Source organism: Agrobacterium sp. 16-2014-1-2a (genome assembly GCF_053522705.1).
Genome location: NZ_JBNWBX010000017.1, coordinates 1 through 19110 on the forward strand (window position 1 = coordinate 1; position 19110 = coordinate 19110).

Annotated in this window: 16 protein-coding genes and 1 tRNA gene; 2 read left to right on the top strand and 15 right to left on the bottom strand. The window is 57.1% G+C overall.

Features of this window, described 5'->3' with window-relative positions; genetic code table 11:
- From ACQZ45_RS26765 to rpsL, 4 genes are all read right to left on the bottom strand, one after another.
- Positions 1-99 (bottom strand): GTP-binding protein (locus ACQZ45_RS26765; RefSeq protein ID WP_141681087.1); only part of this gene is annotated, 99 nt, incomplete at its 3' end.
- A gap of 66 nt (positions 100-165) precedes the next feature.
- Positions 166-2265 carry an elongation factor G gene (fusA, locus tag ACQZ45_RS26770; RefSeq protein WP_003519335.1) on the bottom strand — a complete coding sequence of 700 codons (2100 nt, stop codon included), beginning with the start codon at positions 2263-2265 and terminating at the stop codon, positions 166-168.
- A gap of 34 nt (positions 2266-2299) precedes the next feature.
- Positions 2300-2770 carry a 30S ribosomal protein S7 gene (gene rpsG / locus ACQZ45_RS26775; protein ID WP_003507761.1) on the bottom strand — a complete coding sequence of 157 codons (471 nt, stop codon included), beginning with the start codon at positions 2768-2770 and terminating at the stop codon, positions 2300-2302.
- A gap of 77 nt (positions 2771-2847) precedes the next feature.
- Positions 2848-3219 carry a 30S ribosomal protein S12 gene (rpsL, locus tag ACQZ45_RS26780; protein ID WP_003507760.1) on the bottom strand — a complete coding sequence of 124 codons (372 nt, stop codon included), beginning with the start codon at positions 3217-3219 and terminating at the stop codon, positions 2848-2850.
- Positions 3220-3749: 530 nt separating this feature from the next.
- Between rpsL and ACQZ45_RS26785 the strand changes: the two genes are divergently transcribed.
- Both ACQZ45_RS26785 and ACQZ45_RS26790 read left to right on the top strand, forming a co-directional pair.
- Positions 3750-4043 (top strand): hypothetical protein, encoded by a 294-nt coding sequence (locus ACQZ45_RS26785; RefSeq protein ID WP_003519341.1) that lies wholly within the window; start codon positions 3750-3752, stop codon positions 4041-4043.
- A gap of 264 nt (positions 4044-4307) precedes the next feature.
- Entirely contained in the window at positions 4308-5432 is a 1125-nt protein-coding gene (locus tag ACQZ45_RS26790) for a helix-turn-helix transcriptional regulator (RefSeq protein WP_081308418.1), read from the top strand.
- A 100-nt stretch (positions 5433-5532) separates the two neighbouring features.
- Here the strand turns inward: ACQZ45_RS26790 and rpoC are convergent, their stop codons facing one another.
- From rpoC to ACQZ45_RS26845, 11 genes are all read right to left on the bottom strand, one after another.
- Positions 5533-9738, bottom strand: a complete 4206-nt coding sequence (rpoC, locus tag ACQZ45_RS26795) for a DNA-directed RNA polymerase subunit beta' (RefSeq protein WP_003519344.1) — start codon at positions 9736-9738, stop codon at positions 5533-5535.
- A gap of 180 nt (positions 9739-9918) precedes the next feature.
- Positions 9919-14055, bottom strand: coding sequence for a DNA-directed RNA polymerase subunit beta (rpoB, locus tag ACQZ45_RS26800; protein ID WP_013636439.1), 4137 nt, complete (start codon positions 14053-14055; stop codon positions 9919-9921).
- Between the two features lie 64 nt (positions 14056-14119).
- Positions 14120-14287 carry a hypothetical protein gene (locus ACQZ45_RS26805; RefSeq protein WP_153793990.1) on the bottom strand — a complete coding sequence of 56 codons (168 nt, stop codon included), beginning with the start codon at positions 14285-14287 and terminating at the stop codon, positions 14120-14122.
- Positions 14288-14316: 29 nt separating this feature from the next.
- Complete coding sequence (gene rplL, locus ACQZ45_RS26810; protein WP_003519347.1) at positions 14317-14694, bottom strand: 50S ribosomal protein L7/L12; 378 nt, start codon at positions 14692-14694, stop codon at positions 14317-14319.
- Between the two features lie 59 nt (positions 14695-14753).
- Positions 14754-15272: a 50S ribosomal protein L10 gene (rplJ, locus tag ACQZ45_RS26815; RefSeq protein WP_003519348.1), complete on the bottom strand. Its 519-nt coding sequence runs from the start codon at positions 15270-15272 to the stop codon at positions 14754-14756.
- Positions 15273-15629: 357 nt separating this feature from the next.
- Positions 15630-16325 carry a 50S ribosomal protein L1 gene (gene rplA / locus ACQZ45_RS26820; RefSeq protein ID WP_003519350.1) on the bottom strand — a complete coding sequence of 232 codons (696 nt, stop codon included), beginning with the start codon at positions 16323-16325 and terminating at the stop codon, positions 15630-15632.
- A gap of 2 nt (positions 16326-16327) precedes the next feature.
- On the bottom strand, positions 16328-16759 hold the full coding sequence (rplK, locus tag ACQZ45_RS26825) for a 50S ribosomal protein L11 (protein ID WP_003519352.1): 432 nt from the start codon (positions 16757-16759) through the stop codon (positions 16328-16330).
- Positions 16760-16903: 144 nt separating this feature from the next.
- Positions 16904-17434 (bottom strand): transcription termination/antitermination protein NusG, encoded by a 531-nt coding sequence (nusG, locus tag ACQZ45_RS26830; RefSeq protein WP_003519353.1) that lies wholly within the window; start codon positions 17432-17434, stop codon positions 16904-16906.
- 21 nt (positions 17435-17455) lie between these two features.
- The gene (gene secE, locus ACQZ45_RS26835) at positions 17456-17656 is read right to left on the bottom strand and encodes a preprotein translocase subunit SecE (RefSeq protein ID WP_003507689.1); all 201 of its coding nucleotides are present in this window, start codon (positions 17654-17656) and stop codon (positions 17456-17458) included.
- A 184-nt stretch (positions 17657-17840) separates the two neighbouring features.
- Positions 17841-17916 (bottom strand) — tRNA-Trp (locus tag ACQZ45_RS26840).
- 241 nt (positions 17917-18157) lie between these two features.
- Positions 18158-18964 (bottom strand): glycosyltransferase family 2 protein, encoded by an 807-nt coding sequence (locus tag ACQZ45_RS26845; protein ID WP_003519354.1) that lies wholly within the window; start codon positions 18962-18964, stop codon positions 18158-18160.
- Positions 18965-19110: the final 146 nt, after the last annotated feature.

Genomic DNA, 19110 nt, shown 5'->3' on the forward strand with positions numbered 1-19110 from the left:
CGTGATCGCAGCAGTCAACGACGTCTTGCCGTGGTCGACGTGACCGATCGTGCCAATGTTGACGTGCGGCTTATTGCGCTCAAACTTGCTCTTTGCCATTAGTGGCTCTCCATTCTTGTCCCTTGAGGGGAATAATCTTCAAATCTCTGATGGGGCGCACCCCGATCACTTCTGACCGGAGTACTTTGCCTGGATTTCCTGCGCCACGTTCGACGGAACCGGCGAATAGTGATCGAACGTCATCGAGTACTGCGCGCGGCCCTGCGACATGGAGCGCAGGTTGTCGACGTACTTGAACATGTTCGCGAGCGGAACGTGTGCGCTGATCACGATGGTGATGCCACGCGATTCCTGACCCTGGATCTGACCGCGACGCGAGTTCAGATCGCCGATCACGTCACCGACGTAATCTTCAGGGGTAACGACTTCGACCTTCATCATCGGCTCGAGAAGCTGTGCACCAGCCTTCTTTGCTGCTTCACGGAAGCAGGCACGCGATGCGATTTCGAACGCCAGAACCGAGGAGTCGACATCGTGGTATGCGCCGTCGATCAGGGTCGCCTTGACGCCCAGCATCGGGAAGCCAGCAAGCGGACCGGAAGACAGAACGCTTTCGATACCCTTCTGAACGCCCGGGATGTATTCCTTCGGAACAGCACCGCCGACGATCTTGGATTCGAACTTGAATTCTTCGCCTTCAGGGTTCGGTTCGAAGATGATCTTCACGCGAGCAAACTGACCGGTACCACCGGACTGCTTCTTGTGCGTGTAGTCTTCTTCGTGCTGACGCGTGATGGTTTCGCGGTAGGCAACCTGCGGAGCACCGACGGTTGCTTCAACCTTGAACTCGCGACGCATACGGTCAACGAGGATGTCGAGGTGAAGTTCGCCCATACCCGCGATGATCGTCTGACCGGATTCTTCATCCGTCTTGACGCGAAACGAAGGATCTTCAGCAGCCAGGCGGTTGAGCGCGAGGCCCATCTTTTCCTGGTCGCCCTTGGTCTTCGGCTCGATGGCGATCTGAATGACCGGCTCGGGGAATTCCATGCGCTCGAGGATAACCGGCTTCAGCGGATCGCAGAGCGTATCGCCAGTGGTGGTTTCCTTGAGGCCAGCCAGAGCAACGATGTCGCCGGCAAAGGCTTCTTCGATGTCTTCACGGCTGTTGGAATGCATCTGCAGCATACGGCCGACGCGCTCGCGCTTGTCCTTGACCGTGTTGATGACCGACGTGCCCTTTTCGAGCTTGCCGGAGTAGATGCGGGCGAAGGTCAGCGAACCGACGAAGGGGTCGTTCATGATCTTGAACGCGAGCATGGAAAGCGGCTCGCTGTCATCGGCATGACGCTCGATTTCGGCTTCGGTCTTGAAGTCGATGCCCTTGATCGCAGGGATGTCGAGCGGCGAAGGCAGGTAGTCGACGACGGCGTCGAGAAGCGGCTGAACGCCCTTGTTCTTGAACGCGGTACCGCAGAACATCGGGTGGAACTTCACGTCGATGGTGCCGCGGCGAACGAGCGAACGGATCTTCTCGTTGTCGGGCATGATGCCGTTCAGGTAGTCTTCCATCGCTTCTTCGTCGATCTCGACAACGGTCTCGATCAGCTTTTCGCGATATTCTTCAGCCTTGGCCTTCATGTCTTCAGGAATTTCGACGACGTCCCACTGAGCGCCGAGCGATTCGTCGCGCCAGATGAGTGCGTTCATCTCGATCAGGTCGATAACGCCCTTGAACTCGGTCTCAGCGCCGATCGGCAGCTGCATGACAACGGCGGTAGCGCCGAGACGGGTTTTGATCATTTCTACCGAGCGGTAGAAGTCAGCACCGGTCTTGTCCATCTTGTTGCAGAAGATCATACGCGGAACGTTGTACTTCTCAGCCTGACGCCAGACGGTTTCCGTCTGCGGCTCTACACCGGCGTTGGCGTCGAGAAGAGCGATGGCACCGTCGAGAACGCGCAGCGAACGCTCGACTTCAATGGTGAAGTCAACGTGGCCGGGGGTGTCGATGATGTTGAAACGGCGCATCTTGCCATCGCGACCCTTCCAGAAGGTCGTGGTCGCAGCGGACGTGATGGTGATACCACGTTCCTGCTCCTGTTCCATCCAGTCCATCGTGGCAGCGCCATCATGAACTTCGCCGATCTTGTGCGACTTACCGGTGTAATAAAGAATACGCTCGGTGGTCGTCGTCTTACCGGCGTCGATATGCGCCATGATACCGAAATTGCGGTAGTCTTCGATTTTATATTCGCGAGCCATAATGGACTGCCTTTCGATATGCGACCGTTTAAGATTACCAGCGGTAATGCGAGAATGCGCGGTTTGCGTCGGCCATCTTGTGCGTGTCTTCACGCTTCTTGACGGCGGAACCGCGGTTGTTCGCAGCGTCCATGAGTTCGCCGGAAAGGCGATCGACCATGGTCGTTTCGTTACGCTTGCGAGCAGCAGTGATCAGCCAGCGGATGGCGAGAGCCTGGCGGCGCTCCGGACGAACGTCGACCGGGACCTGATACGTAGCACCGCCAACGCGACGCGAACGCACTTCAACGTGCGGAGCAACGTTGTCGAGGGCGGAGTGGAACACGCCGAGCGGCTCCTGCTTCGTCTTGCCCTGAACGACGTCGAACGCGCCGTAAACGATGCTTTCCGCGACGGACTTCTTGCCGTGAAGCATGATGGCATTCATGAACTTGGTGACGACCAGATCGCCGAACTTCGGGTCCGGGTTGATCTCACGCTTTTCTGCACTATGGCGACGGGACATATTCTTTGTCTCTCAATGTTATTGACGCTAAACCACGCGGAGAACCTCGCGCAGCGCCTGATTGTTGTTGCCGAAAATTACTTCGGACGCTTCGCACCGTACTTCGAACGGCGCTGCTTGCGGTTCTTGACGCCCTGGGTATCGAGAACACCGCGGATGATGTGGTAACGCACACCCGGCAAGTCCTTTACGCGGCCGCCGCGGATCATGACCACGGAGTGTTCCTGAAGGTTGTGACCTTCACCGGGAATGTAGCCGATGACTTCGAAGCCGTTGGTGAGACGGATCTTGGCAACCTTACGCAGAGCCGAGTTCGGCTTCTTCGGGGTCGTCGTGTAAACGCGGGTGCAAACACCACGCTTCTGCGGGTTTTCCTGAAGTGCAGGAACCTTGTTGCGCTTTACCTGTGCCTGGCGGGGCTTACGGATCAGCTGGTTTACGGTAGGCATATAACCATCCCTTGCAAAAACTACTTTAGCCACCCTCACGGGTGGCGGCTATGCCGTTTCCGGCGACGAAGCACGCATATATCCTCATGCGCAAAACGTGGCCCGATCCGTTTTCACGGATGGACCACCAAGAGCAGAGGACGCCGGATGAGGCGTCTTGCGTGCAACATTCGTGTCTTCTACGTGCAATGAAGCTTCATTTGAGATGATGTCCGGGAAAAACGTTTCCGAACGGCCAGCACAGATAGAGGCTCCGATGGCGGGCGTACTACTGTTTTAGCCAGCTTTCGTCAAGGGCGAATCCGCATTTTGCGCTGGCACCCGAGGCCACAAAGCCTGCGCACAGGCCCTTTGCCCTCTCCTTCTAACATAAGTCACAGCCGGCAACAGCGATTTTGACCTCCGGCCTTTGGCTTTTCACAAAATCCGTCTATTGATTCCCTCAAGCGGGCCGGAGCTGGCACCGCCGCGCGCAAGACCGATTCCGTCCGGCCCGCATACTCCACAACGACATATCAAGGAACCGCGTCATGACCAACCTCCCCGACAACGACAACGGACGCGACGAGCCGATGGTCTTCATCGTCATCGGCAAGGCTTACGAACACGACAATTCCGAAGGCATCGACATCCACGTCATTCTGCGGGCGCCGGACGACGACACCGCCGTACGCGAAACGCTAAACGCGCTTTCGGAGGAGGGTTTCATCGAAGCCGACCTCGACCAGATCGGCATGCTGACTGAAGTTCCGGACGAAGAGCCGCACGCTTCCGCCTATCAGGGCGCCCTGGAGGGCGAAGTCGCGATCATCCGTTTCGCCTGAGGGACCGCCCTCACCGCGACAAATGCGCCGCCACCGATAAAACGGCACCCGCCCACACCAGGGCGGTTGTCTTCCAGGACTTGATGCCAAGGCCGAAATCTTGCGTGCCAGCCACCTTTTGCTGAGAAATACCTTGTTAATTTTCAATATATTAAGTCACTGATAGATTATATACTTTAAATATAATAGTATTATTTTTATTTCCGTTGAAATATACGAAGATCTAAGATTAAAGTGATCCCGACGCATGATTTTGGTGGCGGGTTGGATAATATATCTTCGGCAGACATTATAGATGACATTTACGAGGCAGCACTTTTTCCCGATCGCTGGGCGAACGTGATAGCCGCAATCGGCCAACGGCTCGATTTCTGGGGCGGCGCGCTCACCTGGGGCAAAGGCGAGGATGAAGCATGGCTCTATCCGCCCAATTTCCAGGAGCTCATGCAAGCCTTCATGAAGGGCGGCTGGAACCACCGCAACGATCGCCTCACACGCGCTGTCCGCGAGGGCCAATTTTCCTTCGTGCGTGATTTCGATATCTTTACCCCTGACGAATGGGCGGGGCTGCCAATCGTGCGCGATTTCCTGATGCCGCGTGGACTGGGATATGGGGTGGCAACGCAGGTTGCGCCGCCGGATCATCCCGAAATGACTCTCCTGTTCGAACGCAAGCTCGACAGAGGAATCATTGGTCCGGAAACCATGGCGGCACTTGGCCGGCTGAGGCCGCATATCGCCCGCAGCCTCACCCTCGCAACAGGGCTGCAACGCCAGAAAGCAGATGCCATCACGCTCGGCCTCAACGCCATCGGTGCGCCGGCGGCGGTGCTCCAGGCAAGCGGACGCGTTCTTTCCACAAACACCCTGTTCGAGGCGACCAAAAAGTGTATTTCCACCCGCGCCCGCGACAGGATCTTAATCTTGGACGAGAGAATAAACCGGCTGCTCTACAAGGCGCTCGCCGGCGGCAGTGTCAGTTCCCTACCCTTGCCGACAAGCGGAGACGGGGTGTGCATCCTTCACGTCATACCGCTGCGCAAGGACGCGCTGGATTTATCCCCTAACGGCAGCGCCATCGTGCTAATATCGCAACCATCGGACACCGTTGCCGACGTCACGCCGCTTCTGAAGGGATTATACGATCTCACCAAGGGCGAGGCCCGTGTCGCGCTGGAAATCCTGAAGGGTCTTTCACTTCCCTCCGTGGCAAAGCAACTTCAAATCTCGCACGAAACGGTTCGCAGCAACGCCAAGTCTATCTATGCAAAGACCGGCAGTACGGGCAAGACCGATCTTGTTCGCCGGCTTTCCGTTTTGACGCGCTACACCATCGGTGAGCAGGAAAAACCCCGAGACGGGACTGGCCATATGAAGGACCAGATCTGACATTCTAACCCGACCAAAACAAAAAACGCCCGGATTGCTCCGGGCGTTTTTTTACTGAACTTTGGCGGGGCTTCGTAAAGCCCCTGCCCTTGAGCAGACCTTATTCGGCCGGAGCCGGATCCGTCATGTCCTGCAGCATCTGTGTTGCAGAGCCTGCACCCGTACCCTTGCGGCGTTCCTCGAGAATGAGGTCGTCGCGCGAGGTGGCGATGCGGCGGATCTGCGTCATGGTGCCGCCGGTACCGGCCGGGATGAGGCGGCCGACGATGACGTTTTCCTTGAGGCCCTGCAGCGTATCCGTCTTGCCGGCGATCGCAGCTTCCGTGAGAACCTTGGTGGTTTCCTGGAACGATGCGGCCGAGATGAAGGACGGCGTCTGCAGCGATGCCTTGGTGATACCGAGAAGAACCGGATCGCCATAAGCGGGCTTCTTGCCTTCTTCGATCAGGCGGTCGTTGTTGTCGTCAAGCTCGATACGATCGACATTGTCGCCAACGATGTAGTGGCTGTCGCCCGCATCGGTGATCTCGACCTTCTGCAGCATCTGGCGAACGATCACCTCGATGTGCTTGTCGTTGATCACAACGCCCTGCAGTCGGTAGACTTCCTGGATTTCGTTCACGAGGTAGGAAGCCAAAGCCTCTACGCCCTTGATTGCCAGAATGTCGTGCGGTGCCGGATTGCCGTCGAGAATGTATTCACCCTTCTCGATGTAGTCGCCTTCCTGAAGATGGAAGGGCTTGCCCTTCGGGATCAGGTATTCGACCGGCTCGACGCCGTCTTCCGCAGGCTCGATCATCACGCGACGCTTGTTCTTGTAGTCGCGACCGAGGCGGATCGTACCATCGATCTCAGCGATGACAGCATGATCCTTCGGACGACGTGCTTCGAACAGTTCGGCAACGCGCGGCAGACCACCGGTGATGTCCTTGGTCTTGGCGCTTTCCAGCGGCGAACGTGCAAGCACGTCACCCTGGAAGACCTTCGAACCAGGCTCAACCGACAGAATCGCGTCCACGGAGAGGTGGAAGCGGGCTTCGCCACCGCGGCTAAGCTTTGCGACAGCGCCGGAAGCATCCTTGATGATGATCGCGGGCTTGAGGTCCGAACCGCGCGGAGTCGAACGCCAGTCAATGACCTGACGCTTGGTGATGCCGGTGGATTCGTCGGTGGCTTCCAGAACGGAAAGACCGTCGACGAGGTCCTCGAAGTGAACGGTACCTTCCACTTCCGTCATCATCGGACGGGTGTAGGGGTCCCACTCTGCAAGACGCTGGCCGCGTTTTACCTTGTCGCCGTCATCAACGAAGATCTTCGAACCATAAGCGACACGCTGCGAGGAACGTTCCACGCCGCGCTCATCGAGAATGGTGACCGACATGTTACGGCCCATTGCGATGAGAACGCCATCGGAGTTCCGCAGGATGTTGCGGTTCTTGATCTGGATCGTGCCTTCATACGAAGCTTCCAGGAACGACTGGTCGACCACGTTTGCCGTACCGCCAAGGTGGAAGGTACGCATGGTGAGCTGCGTGCCCGGTTCACCGATCGACTGTGCGGCGATGACGCCAACGGCTTCGCCCATGTTGACCGGAGTACCGCGAGCAAGGTCACGACCGTAGCAGACGCCGCAAACGCCGACCTGCACTTCGCAGGTCAGTGCCGAGCGGATACGGACGGACTGGATGCCAGCCTTCTCGATGATTGCAACGTCGGCTTCGTCGATCAACGTTCTGGCCTTGACGATGTTCTCGCCAGTTACCGGATTGTCGATGTCATCAAGAGCCGTACGGCCGAGGATACGTGCGCCGAGCGAGGCAACGACCTGACCGGCATCAACGATGGCGGTCATGGTGAGGCCCTTGTCGGTGCCGCAATCCACGGAGTTGACGATGCAATCCTGTGCCACGTCGACGAGACGGCGGGTAAGGTAACCCGAGTTCGCCGTCTTCAAGGCGGTGTCTGCAAGACCCTTACGGGCACCGTGGGTCGAGTTGAAGTACTCGTTAACGGTCAGGCCTTCCTTGAAGTTCGAGATGATCGGCGTCTCGATGATTTCGCCCGAGGGCTTGGCCATCAGGCCGCGCATGCCGCCCAGCTGACGCATCTGGTTCGGTGAACCGCGGGCGCCCGAGTGGCTCATCATGTAGATGGAGTTCATCGGCTTCTGGCGGCCCGTTTCCGGGTCGAATTCCACAGCCTTGATGCGCGCCATCATTTCTTCGGCGACCTTTTCGGTTGCCTTACCCCAGGCGTCGACAACCTTGTTGTACTTTTCGCCCTGGGTGATGAGACCGTCGTTATACTGCTGTTCGTATTCCTTCACCAAGGCTTCGGTGTCACCGACGATCTTAACCTTGCTGTCCGGAATGACCATGTCGTCCTTGCCGAACGAGATACCGGCGCGGCAAGCGTGAGCAAAGCCGAGCTGCATGATCCGGTCGCAGAAGATGACCGTGTCTTTCTGGCCGCAATGACGGTAGACCGTGTCGATCATCTTGGAGATGTTCTTCTTGGTCATTTCCTGATTGCAGACGTCGAACGGCACGTTGACGTTCTTCGGCAGAAGTTCGCCAATCAGCATACGGCCAGGCGTCGTTTCATGGATCTTGGAAACCGGCTTGCCGTCAGCATCCACGGTCTTGAAACGACCACGGATCTTGGCATGCAGCGTCACGACCTTGTTTTCAAGCGCGTGATGCAATTCGCCGATGTCCGAGAAGGCCATGCCTTCGCCGGGCTCATTCTGGTTCATGATCGACAGGTAATACAGGCCGAGAACCATGTCCTGCGAAGGAACGATGATCGGGTGGCCGTTTGCCGGATGCAGGATGTTGTTGGTCGACATCATCAGCACGCGGGCTTCAAGCTGGGCTTCAAGCGACAGCGGCACGTGAACGGCCATCTGGTCGCCGTCGAAGTCGGCGTTGAAAGCCGTGCAGACGAGCGGATGCAGCTGAATGGCCTTGCCTTCAACCAGCATGGGTTCGAAGGCCTGGATACCCAGACGGTGCAGCGTCGGTGCGCGGTTCAGAAGGACCGGATGCTCGCGGATGACCTCGTCGAGGATATCCCAAACTTCAGGCTTTTCCTTTTCAACCAGCTTCTTGGCCTGCTTGACGGTCGAGGAGTAACCCTTGGCGTCGAGGCGGGCATAGATGAACGGCTTGAACAGCTCGAGCGCCATCTTCTTCGGCAGGCCGCACTGGTGCAGCTTCAGTTCCGGACCGGTCACGATGACCGAACGGCCTGAATAGTCGACGCGCTTGCCGAGAAGGTTCTGGCGGAAGCGGCCCTGCTTGCCCTTGAGCATGTCGGAAAGCGACTTCAGCGGACGCTTGTTCGCACCCGTGATGACGCGACCGCGACGGCCGTTATCGAACAGCGCATCGACGGATTCCTGCAACATACGCTTTTCGTTGCGGATGATGATACCAGGCGCGCGAAGCTCGATCAGGCGCTTCAGACGGTTGTTACGGTTGATGACGCGGCGATAGAGATCGTTGAGGTCGGACGTCGCGAAACGGCCACCATCCAGCGGAACCAGCGGACGAAGGTCCGGCGGAATAACCGGAACGACCTTCATGATCATCCATTCCGGACGATTGCCGGATTCCATGAAGTTCTCAACGATCTTGAGACGCTTCATGAACTTCTTTTGCTTGAGATCCGAGGTGGTCTCGGCAAGCTCGGCACGCAGGTCGCCGGCGATCTTTTCGAGGTTCATCGAAGCCAGCATCTCGTAGATGGCTTCAGCGCCGATCATGGCGGTGAACTGGTCTTCGCCGAACTCGTCAACGGCGATCATGTACTCTTCCTCGGACAGAAGCTGGTTCTGCTTCATCGAGGTGAGGCCGGGTTCGGTGACGATGTAGTTCTCGAAATAGAGAACGCGTTCGACATCCTTCAGCGTCATGTCGAGCAAGGTCGAGATACGCGAGGGAAGCGACTTCAGGAACCAGATATGGGCAACGGGCGCTGCGAGCTCGATATGGCCCATGCGCTCACGGCGAACGCGCGACAGCGTAACTTCAACGCCGCACTTTTCGCAGATGATGCCCTTGTACTTCATGCGCTTGTACTTGCCGCACAGGCATTCGTAGTCCTTGATAGGTCCGAAAATGCGCGCGCAGAAGAGACCATCGCGTTCCGGCTTGAACGTACGATAGTTGATGGTTTCCGGCTTCTTGATCTCGCCGTAGGACCACGACAGGATTTTTTCCGGCGAAGCGATCGAAATCCGGATGGAATCGAAATGCTGCGCAGGCACCTGAGGATTGAAAAGATTCATGACCTCTTGGTTCATGCCTTGTCTCCTTGAGAGGCTAGCTGCTGCCCCTGTTTGCATCTGGACCGGCTTCTTCCCGGGTCACCGTCCAGAGCTTTAAATACGGATTAACCGCACAATGCGGCGAAAGTGTCCCGCGGCAACCATTGGTCGCCGGGGAACCGGCAGGCGCCAACACGGCGCCCGCCTCTCTCATCTTTATTCCGCTGCGTCGGGCAGCTGATCCTCGGGCTGGGTCTCGACCTTCGAGTTCTCCAGTTCGACCGAAAGACCGAGCGACCGCATTTCCTTGACGAGAACGTTGAAGCTCTCGGGGATACCGGCCTCGAAGGTATCGTCGCCACGGACGATCGCCTCGTAGACCTTGGTGCGGCCCGCCACGTCGTCCGACTTGACGGTGAGCATTTCCTGCAGCGTGTAAGCCGCGCCGTATGCTTCCAGAGCCCAGACTTCCATTTCCCCGAAGCGCTGTCCGCCGAACTGCGCCTTGCCGCCCAGCGGCTGCTGGGTAACGAGCGAGTAAGGACCGATCGAGCGAGCGTGGATCTTGTCGTCAACAAGGTGGTTCAGCTTGATCATGTACATGTAGCCGACGGTGACCTTGCGATCGAACGGCTCGCCGGTACGACCGTCATAAAGAACGGACTGACCGGATTCATGCAGACCTGCCTTCTTCAGCATCGCGGCAACGTCGGGTTCATGCGCACCGTCGAAGACCGGGGTCGCGATGGAAACACCGCGCTTGGCTTCTTCGGCAAGCTTGACCAGCGATTCGTCGTCGAAGCGCTTTACCTCGTCATGCGATTCACTCGCATAGATTTCGGTAAGCTCCGTGCGAAGCTCGCTGATGTCCATCGTCTTGCGATACTCTTCGAGCATCTCGCCGATCTTCTTGCCCATACCTGCGCATGCCCATGCGAGGTGGGTTTCGAGGATCTGGCCGACGTTCATGCGCGAAGGCACGCCGAGCGGGTTCAAGCAGATGTCGACATGCGTGCCGTCTTCGAGGAACGGCATGTCCTCGACAGGAACGATACGCGAGACGACGCCCTTGTTACCGTGACGGCCGGCCATCTTGTCGCCCGGCTGGATCTTGCGCTTCACAGCGACGAAGACCTTGACCATCTTCATGACGCCAGGAGGCATTTCATCGCCGCGCTGGACCTTCTCGACCTTGTCCATGAAGCGCTGTTCAAGGCGCGACTTGGATTCGTCGTACTGGCCGCGAAGTGCTTCCAGTTCGGACTGGGCCTTCTCGTCTTCGACTGCAAACATCCACCACTGCGAGCGGGGATATTCGGAGACGACGGCGTTGGAAAGCTCGACCCCCTTCTTGAAGCCCTTCGGACCGGCGATGGAAACGTGACCACGCAGCATGTCGATCAGGCGGCCGTAGACGTTACGGTCAAGAATTGCCTGTTCGTCGTCGCGGTCCTTTGCCAGACGTTCGATCTCTTCGCGCTCGATTGCCATCGCGCGCTCATCCTTCTCCACACCGTGACGGTTGAAGACGCGGACTTCCACAACGGTACCAAACGTGCCCGGAGGCATGCGCATGGAGGTGTCGCGAACGTCGGAAGCCTTTTCACCGAAGATGGCGCGCAGAAGCTTTTCTTCCGGCGTCATCGGGCTTTCGCCCTTCGGCGTGATCTTGCCGACGAGGATATCGCCCGGCTGAACTTCCGCACCGATGTAAACGATACCGGCTTCGTCGAGGTTCTTCAGCGCTTCTTCCGAAACGTTCGGAATGTCGCGCGTGATTTCTTCCGGACCAAGCTTCGTGTCACGCGCCATCACTTCGAATTCTTCGATGTGGATGGAGGTGAACACGTCGTCGGAAACGATACGTTCCGACATCAGGATCGAGTCTTCGTAGTTGTAGCCGTTCCAGGGCATGAACGCGACGAGCGCGTTACGGCCGAGCGCCAGATCGCCGAGGTCGGTCGACGGACCATCAGCGATGATATCACCCTTGGAGATGATGTCACCGACAGCGACCAGCGGACGCTGGTTGACGCAGGTGTTCTGGTTCGAACGCTGGAACTTCTGCAAACGGTAGATATCGACGCCCGACTTGCCGGCATCGAGTTCTTCCGTAGCGCGGATAACGATACGGGTCGCATCCACCTGGTCGACGACACCGCCGCGGCGAGCCGCGATGGCAGCGCCGGAGTCACGGGCGACGATCGGTTCCATGCCTGTGCCGACGAACGGCGCTTCCGCCCGCAGAAGCGGAACGGCCTGACGCTGCATGTTCGAGCCCATGAGAGCGCGGTTGGCGTCGTCGTTTTCCAGGAACGGAATGAGAGCCGCTGCGACCGAAACGAGCTGCTTCGGCGAAACGTCCATCAGGTTAATGTTGTCGCGCGGTGCGAGCATAACTTCGCCCGAGTGACGGCAAACAACGAACTCTTCAGTGAAGGCGCCTTCGCCATCGAGCTCGGCATTGGCCTGTGCGACGTAGTACTTGGCCTCTTCCATGGCGGAGAGGTAGATAACGTCGGTCGTCACCTTGCCGTCGATGATCTTGCGGTACGGGCTTTCGATGAAGCCGTACTTGTTGACGCGGGCAAAGGTGGCAAGCGAGTTGATAAGACCGATGTTCGGGCCTTCCGGCGTTTCGATCGGGCAAATACGGCCGTAGTGGGTCGGATGAACGTCGCGGACTTCGAAGCCGGCGCGCTCACGGGTCAGACCACCCGGTCCAAGAGCCGAAAGACGGCGCTTGTGGGTGATTTCCGAAAGCGGGTTCACCTGGTCCATGAACTGCGACAGCTGCGAGGAACCGAAGAATTCGCGAACGGCGGCAGCTGCCGGCTTCGCATTGATCAGGTCCTGCGGCATCACGGTGTCGATTTCGATCGAGGACATACGTTCCTTGATCGCACGTTCCATGCGCAGAAGGCCGAGGCGGTACTGGTTTTCCATCAGCTCGCCGACCGAACGCACACGGCGGTTGCCGAGGTTGTCGATGTCGTCGATTTCGCCCTTGCCGTCGCGCAGTTCGACCAGCATCTTGACGACAGCGAGGATGTCTTCCTTGCGCAACGTGCGCACGGTGTCTTCCGCGTCGAGGTCGAGACGCATGTTCATCTTCACGCGGCCAACAGCCGAGAGATCATAACGTTCTGCATCGAAGAACAGCGAGTTGAACATCGCTTCTGCCGAATCCATGGTCGGCGGCTCACCCGGACGCATGACGCGGTAGATGTCGAACAGCGCTTCCTGGCGGTTCTGGTTCTTGTCCGCATGCAGCGTGTTGCGGATATAGGCGCCAACATTGACGTGGTCGATGTTGAGGACCGGAATCTCGTCAAAGCCGGACTGAAGAATGAGGCCAAGCGTCTTTTCGTCGATTTCGTCGCCGGCTTCGAGATAGATCTCACCCGTCGAGTAGTTGACGATGTCTTCGGCAAGGAAGTTGCCATAGAGGTCTTCGTCAGTCGCCTTAAGTGCCTTGAGGCCCTTGTCGACGAGCTGGCGGATAAGACGCGGAGTCAGCTTCTTGCCACCTTCGACAACGACTTCACCGGTGTCGGCGTCGATCATGTCGGTGATGACCTTGGCATTCTTCAGCGTTTCAGGCTGGAACGGAATGCGCCAGCCATCGCCGGAGCGCTCGTAGGAAGCCTTGCTGTAGAACGTCGACAGGATTTCTTCACCATCCATGCCAAGCGCCATCAGGAGCGAGGTCACGGGCAGCTTGCGGCGACGGTCGATACGAGCATAGACGATGTCCTTGGCGTCGAACTCGATGTCGAGCCAGGAACCGCGATACGGGATGACGCGGGCAGCGAACAGAAGCTTGCCGGAAGAATGGCTCTTGCCCTTGTCGTGGTCAAAGAATACGCCCGGTGAACGGTGCATCTGCGAAACGATGACGCGCTCTGTACCGTTGACGATGAACGTGCCGTTATTGGTCATGAGCGGCATGTCGCCCATGTATACGGACTGTTCCTTGATGTCCTTGATGGACTTCGCGCCTGTATCCTCGTCGATATCGAACACGATGAGGCGCAGCGTCACTTTCAGCGGCGCTGCATAGGTCAGATCGCGCTGACGGCATTCCTCGACGTCAAACTTCGGCGCTTCGAATTCGTAAGACACGAATTCGAGCATGGATGCGCCGGAAAAATCGGTGATCGGGAATACGGATTTGAATACGGCATTCAATCCCTCGTCGGGACGGCCACCCTTGGGCTCGTCAACCATGAGAAACTGGTCATACGAAGCCTTCTGAACCTCGATGAGGTTCGGCATTTCCGCTACTTCTGGAATTTTGCCGAAAAACTTGCGTACGCGCCTGCGACCGTTAAACGAAAGGGTCTGAGCCATCGTCGCTCCTTTAAAATTGCATCCGGGCCTGCAACGGACGGGAACCGATGGCCAGTCGATCCCGTCAAGCAATGGGTGTCATCAATCTCGTTCCACATCCCGGATCGATCAGGCCGGATTGCCTAGATGAGCCGGTTCGGAACCATTCTCTTGAAGAACCCATTACCCAAAAGCCATTTTCACGCGGCTTTTGGGTAATAAGTTTTAAAACGATGACGACGGAAAGGGGCATGAAGCCCCTTCCCGCCAGCAATCGCAAGATTACTTAACGTCGACCTTGGCGCCAGCGTCTTCAAGCTTCTTCTTGAGGTCAGCAGCTTCAGCCTTGGAAACAGCTTCCTTGACAGCCTTCGGAGCGCCTTCAACGAGGTCCTTAGCTTCCTTCAGGCCGAGACCCGTGATAGCGCGGACTTCCTTGATGACGTTGATCTTGTTGGCGCCAGCGTCAACCAGGATCACGTCGAATTCGGTCTTTTCTTCTTCAACGACAGCAGCAGCGCCAGCACCGCCAGCAGCAGCAACAGCTACCGGAGCAGCGGCGGAAACGCCCCACTTTTCTTCGAGAAGCTTCGACAGTTCTGCAGCTTCCAGAACGGTCAGGGTGGAGAGGTCTTCAACGATCTTTGCGAGATCAGCCATTTTGATAGTTCCTTTTGTTCAGTTCGAACCAGTTTGAATAATTACAGCGAAAAACCGCCTTAAGCGGCTTCGTCCTTCTTGGCGTAAGCCGAGAACACCCGTGCAAGCTGGCTTGCAGGTGCTGCGACAACCGTGGCGACGCGAGTTGCCGGGGCGTTGAGTAGGCCCAGCAGCTTTGCGCGCAGCTCGTCCAGCGAAGGCAGGGTCGCAAGCGACTTGACTGCTTCGGCGTTGAGCGTGGTTGCGCCCATGGAACCGCCGAGAACAACGACTTTATCGTTGGTCTTTGCGAAATCCATGACGACTTTCGGAGCAATCATAGGGTCGACGCTGTATGCAATCAGCGTCTGGCCCTTGAAGAGATCTGTCATCCCTTCCGACTCCGTGCCCTGAAGAGCGATCTTGGCCAGGCGGTTCTTCGCGACCTTGACGGTGCCTCCGGCAGCGCGCATTTTCGAACGGAAGTCGTTCATTTGCGCAACGGTGACACCAGCATAGTGGGCCACGACAACCGAACCGGAAGCCTTGAAGACTTCGTTCAGCTCCGTGACGAATTCGCGTTTTTCCGCTCTTTCCACTGTCTGTCTCCAGTAGACGGGGCCACATAAGTGTGAACCCGTCGGGTTTGCCTTTGCCCCAAGGGACCTTTTTACAAAGATCCCGAGCGACGCTCGAGGATCCTGTCCCCCGCTCTGTCGCCGCAAACGGCTTCAGGCACAGGCACACCAGGTTCGAACCGGACAGTCAGGCATCTGCGATGCCTCAAATCCAGCCTCACCCGTCTCATGCAGGTTGAATGATTAAGGCCAAACCCCGAAGGACATGGCCACCCGCAATCTCGGACAGGAGTTCCGGGTTTCCCCGGAAATCTCCGGCTCCCTGAGAGCCGGAAATTCTTTTAATCACGCTCCCCGACAGGGAAGCACGAGAATTGATTAAGCCGTAACCGACGAAGGTTCGATCTTGACGCCCGGACCCATGGTCGAGGAGATGGCAACGCGCTTGACGTAGTTGCCCTTGGCACCCGTCGGCTTTGCCTTGATGACCGCATCGGCGAAAGCCTTGATGTTTTCTTCAAGAGCCTTGGCGTCGAACGAAGCCTTGCCAATACCAGCGTGTACGATACCGGCCTTTTCGACGCGGAACTCAACAGCGCCGCCCTTGGACGCCTTGACGGCGCCGGCAACATCCATCGTCACCGTACCTACCTTCGGGTTCGGCATCATGCCACGCGGGCCGAGTACCTTGCCGAGACGGCCGACGAGCGGCATCATGTCCGGGGTCGCGATGCAACGATCGAAGTCGATCTTGCCGCCCTGAACGATTTCAACCAGCTCTTCTGCGCCAACAACGTCAGCACCAGCAGCCGTGGCTTCATCAGCCTTGGCGCCACGTGCAAAAACGGCGACGCGAACGTCACGGCCCGTGCCGTTCGGCAGGTTGACAACGCCGCGAACCATCTGGTCCGCATGGCGCGGGTCAACGCCGAGGTTCATCGAAACTTCAACGGTTTCGTCGAACTTGGCGACTGCACGTTCCTTGACCATCGAAATGGCGTCGGTGAGAACGTAGAGCTTGTTAGGATCCACACCTTCGCGGATCTTCTGAATACGCTTTGCTACCTTGGCCATGATCAACCTACTACTTCCAGGCCCATGGCGCGGGCAGAGCCCTCAACCATTGCCATTGCGCCTTCGATATCGGCAGCATTCAGATCCTTCATCTTGGCTTCAGCGATCGTCTTGACCTGAGCCTTGGTGATGGAGCCAACCTTGGCGCCCTTACCAGGCGTCTTGGAGCCGGAGGTGATCTTCGCTTCCTTCTTCAGCCAATAGGTCATCGGCGGCTGCTTCATGACGAAGGTGAAGGACTTGTCCTGGTAATAGGTGATGACGACCGGAATCGGCATACCCTTTTCCATTTCCTGCGTGGCGGCATTGAACGCCTTGCAGAATTCCATGATGTTGATGCCGCGCTGACCAAGTGCAGGACCGATCGGCGGGGACGGATTGGCCGACCCTGCCTTCACCTGCAGCTTGAGCTGGCCCATAACTTTCTTAGCCATATCTCTCTGCCTTTCAATTCAAACCGGTTTCCCGGCTTCTCTCTAGCCGGATCGCTCCGGCGGCTGCGGTTGCGTGGTGCGGCGCCCTGCCCCGGCTATGGGAGCCCGTTTGCCTTCCACGCGATTGGGGTTTCACCCCTCCAGTCAGACCTTCTCGACCTGACTGTATTCCAGCTCGACCGGCGTAGCGCGGCCGAAAATCGAAACTTCCACCTTCAGGCGCGAACGCTCTTCGTCGACATCCTGAACAACGCCGTTGAACGACGCGAACGGACCATCGGAAACGCGAACCTGCTCGCCGACCTCGAACGAAACCGAAGACTTCGGACGCTCGACACCTTCCTGAACCTGACCGAGGATACGATCGGCTTCATAATCCGGAATCGGAACAGGCTTATTGTCCGAACCGAGGAAACCGGTCACCTTCGGCGTGTTCTTGATGAGGTGATAGGCCTCATCCGTCAGGTTGGCGCGCACAAGCACGTAACCTGGAAAGAACTTGCGCTCGCTGTCGACCTTGCGGCCACGACGCACCTCGACAACCTTTTCGGTTGGAACGAGGATTTTCTCGAAAAGATGATCAAGACCCTTCTGACGAGCCTTCTCTTCGATCGACTCAGCGACCTTCTTTTCGAAATTCGAATATGCGTGAACGATATACCAGCGCGCTGCCATTTTTATTCTCCGTTCAATCCGTTACCGGCCGACGTTCAGCACGAGGCTAAGCACCCAGCCGATGAGCTGGTCAGCAGCAAAAAAGAACAGAGCCGCAAAAATGACCATCACAAGCACCATAGCCGTCGAAATCATGGTCTCGCGGCGCGACGGCCAAGTGATTTTAGACGCTTCGGCGCGAACCTGCTGCAGAAACGTAAACGGATTGGTTTTGGATGCCATTGACTGCCCACGCAATTACGGCGCGTAAAGCCGAACTAATCAGCCCCACGCACCGCGTGTCTGTTTTGACCTTACATAAACACCGATTCCAGTTTTAACAAGAGGAAATCGACATTCGGCGAAATTCGCCGGAAAACCGGCACCCATCTGCCATGCAGCGAAGACCGCGCTTGCGGATGGAAAGTGGCAGGGGCAGTAAGGCTCGAACTTACGACCTGCGGTTTTGGAGACCGCCGCTCTACCAACTGAGCTATACCCCTTTAACACCTTAGCCGACCACGAAAATCACTTGGCCGCTTCGGTATGCGTTCCCTTTAAGGCGCACGGAAAAGAATGGCAAGCGCTTTTTATTCGCTTTCGGAAGAAACTGTTGACACCCTCCCCGCCACGTTTTTTCCTCGGCCGCTTAACCGGTTACCCCCAAGCCCGTCACCTCAACGAACCCCTTTGCGGCATCCAAATGCGCTGGTTTGATACCTTTCGCAACCGACCTTTAATCTATTACGGCTCAAGCGCACTGCGATCGGACCTGATCAACTGACGCTCCCGATACTTGCGCTTGAAGTGTGCGACGTTGCGCGTCACGGAACGCCGCCATTTACGGACTGTCGCCAGCGAAAAGAATCTGTCGAGTTCTTGCGCCACACCGCGCCAACCACGGCGTTTCTTAAGACCATAATTGCTGCGGCCAAATCCCGAATGGCTGACGCCGGTTTCGGCCAACCACGCCATGATCGCGCCCTGATCCTTATAAAAGATACTAATCTCCGCCTCTGTCCGGAAACCGGCATAACCTTGTGGTAGTTTTTTATAGCAGGACAACCGCTTGACGGTCGGATTGAAGGTGAAGCTATGCCAGACACGATGCGCGGTCGGCGGTATTCGCCAATACCTTAAATCTTCAACTGCCTGCGCCTTACGCCGAATGTCACGGGGCATGTCGTCATCGGTTCTGAGTTGAACGAGCGCCACCTGCGGGTCCCGCTTCAGTATTTCGATGCCCCTGCCGACAACCTTAGAAACAGGAAATGCCCAGTCGTCTTCGAGATGCAGGATGTAAGGGGTTTGCACTTCCGAATATGCCCGGTCGATAGAGCGGTGCTGCCCAATATTGACGCCGTTCAAAATGACGCGGATCGGTTGCTCTGGATACCGCGCCGGAATCGCCCACACCGATTCGTCGTCAGAGTCCTCGATAATGATAAATTCCCGTAGCGGGTAATCATTAGTAGAGAAGAAGCTATCGAGAGTTCCGATGAGAAGATCAGGACGGCGGCAGCTGGTGAGCACAACAGTTAAATCGGACATGAAGTCGTCTCGGAAGAAAACTGGCCGATAAAAACAAGCCAGCCAAGCGATGATTAATATAGTTTCATCTACTTTGAACGAATTACAGGATTATTACGTCACTAATAAAAATATAATTACATAAGAATAAATCATAAATTACAATT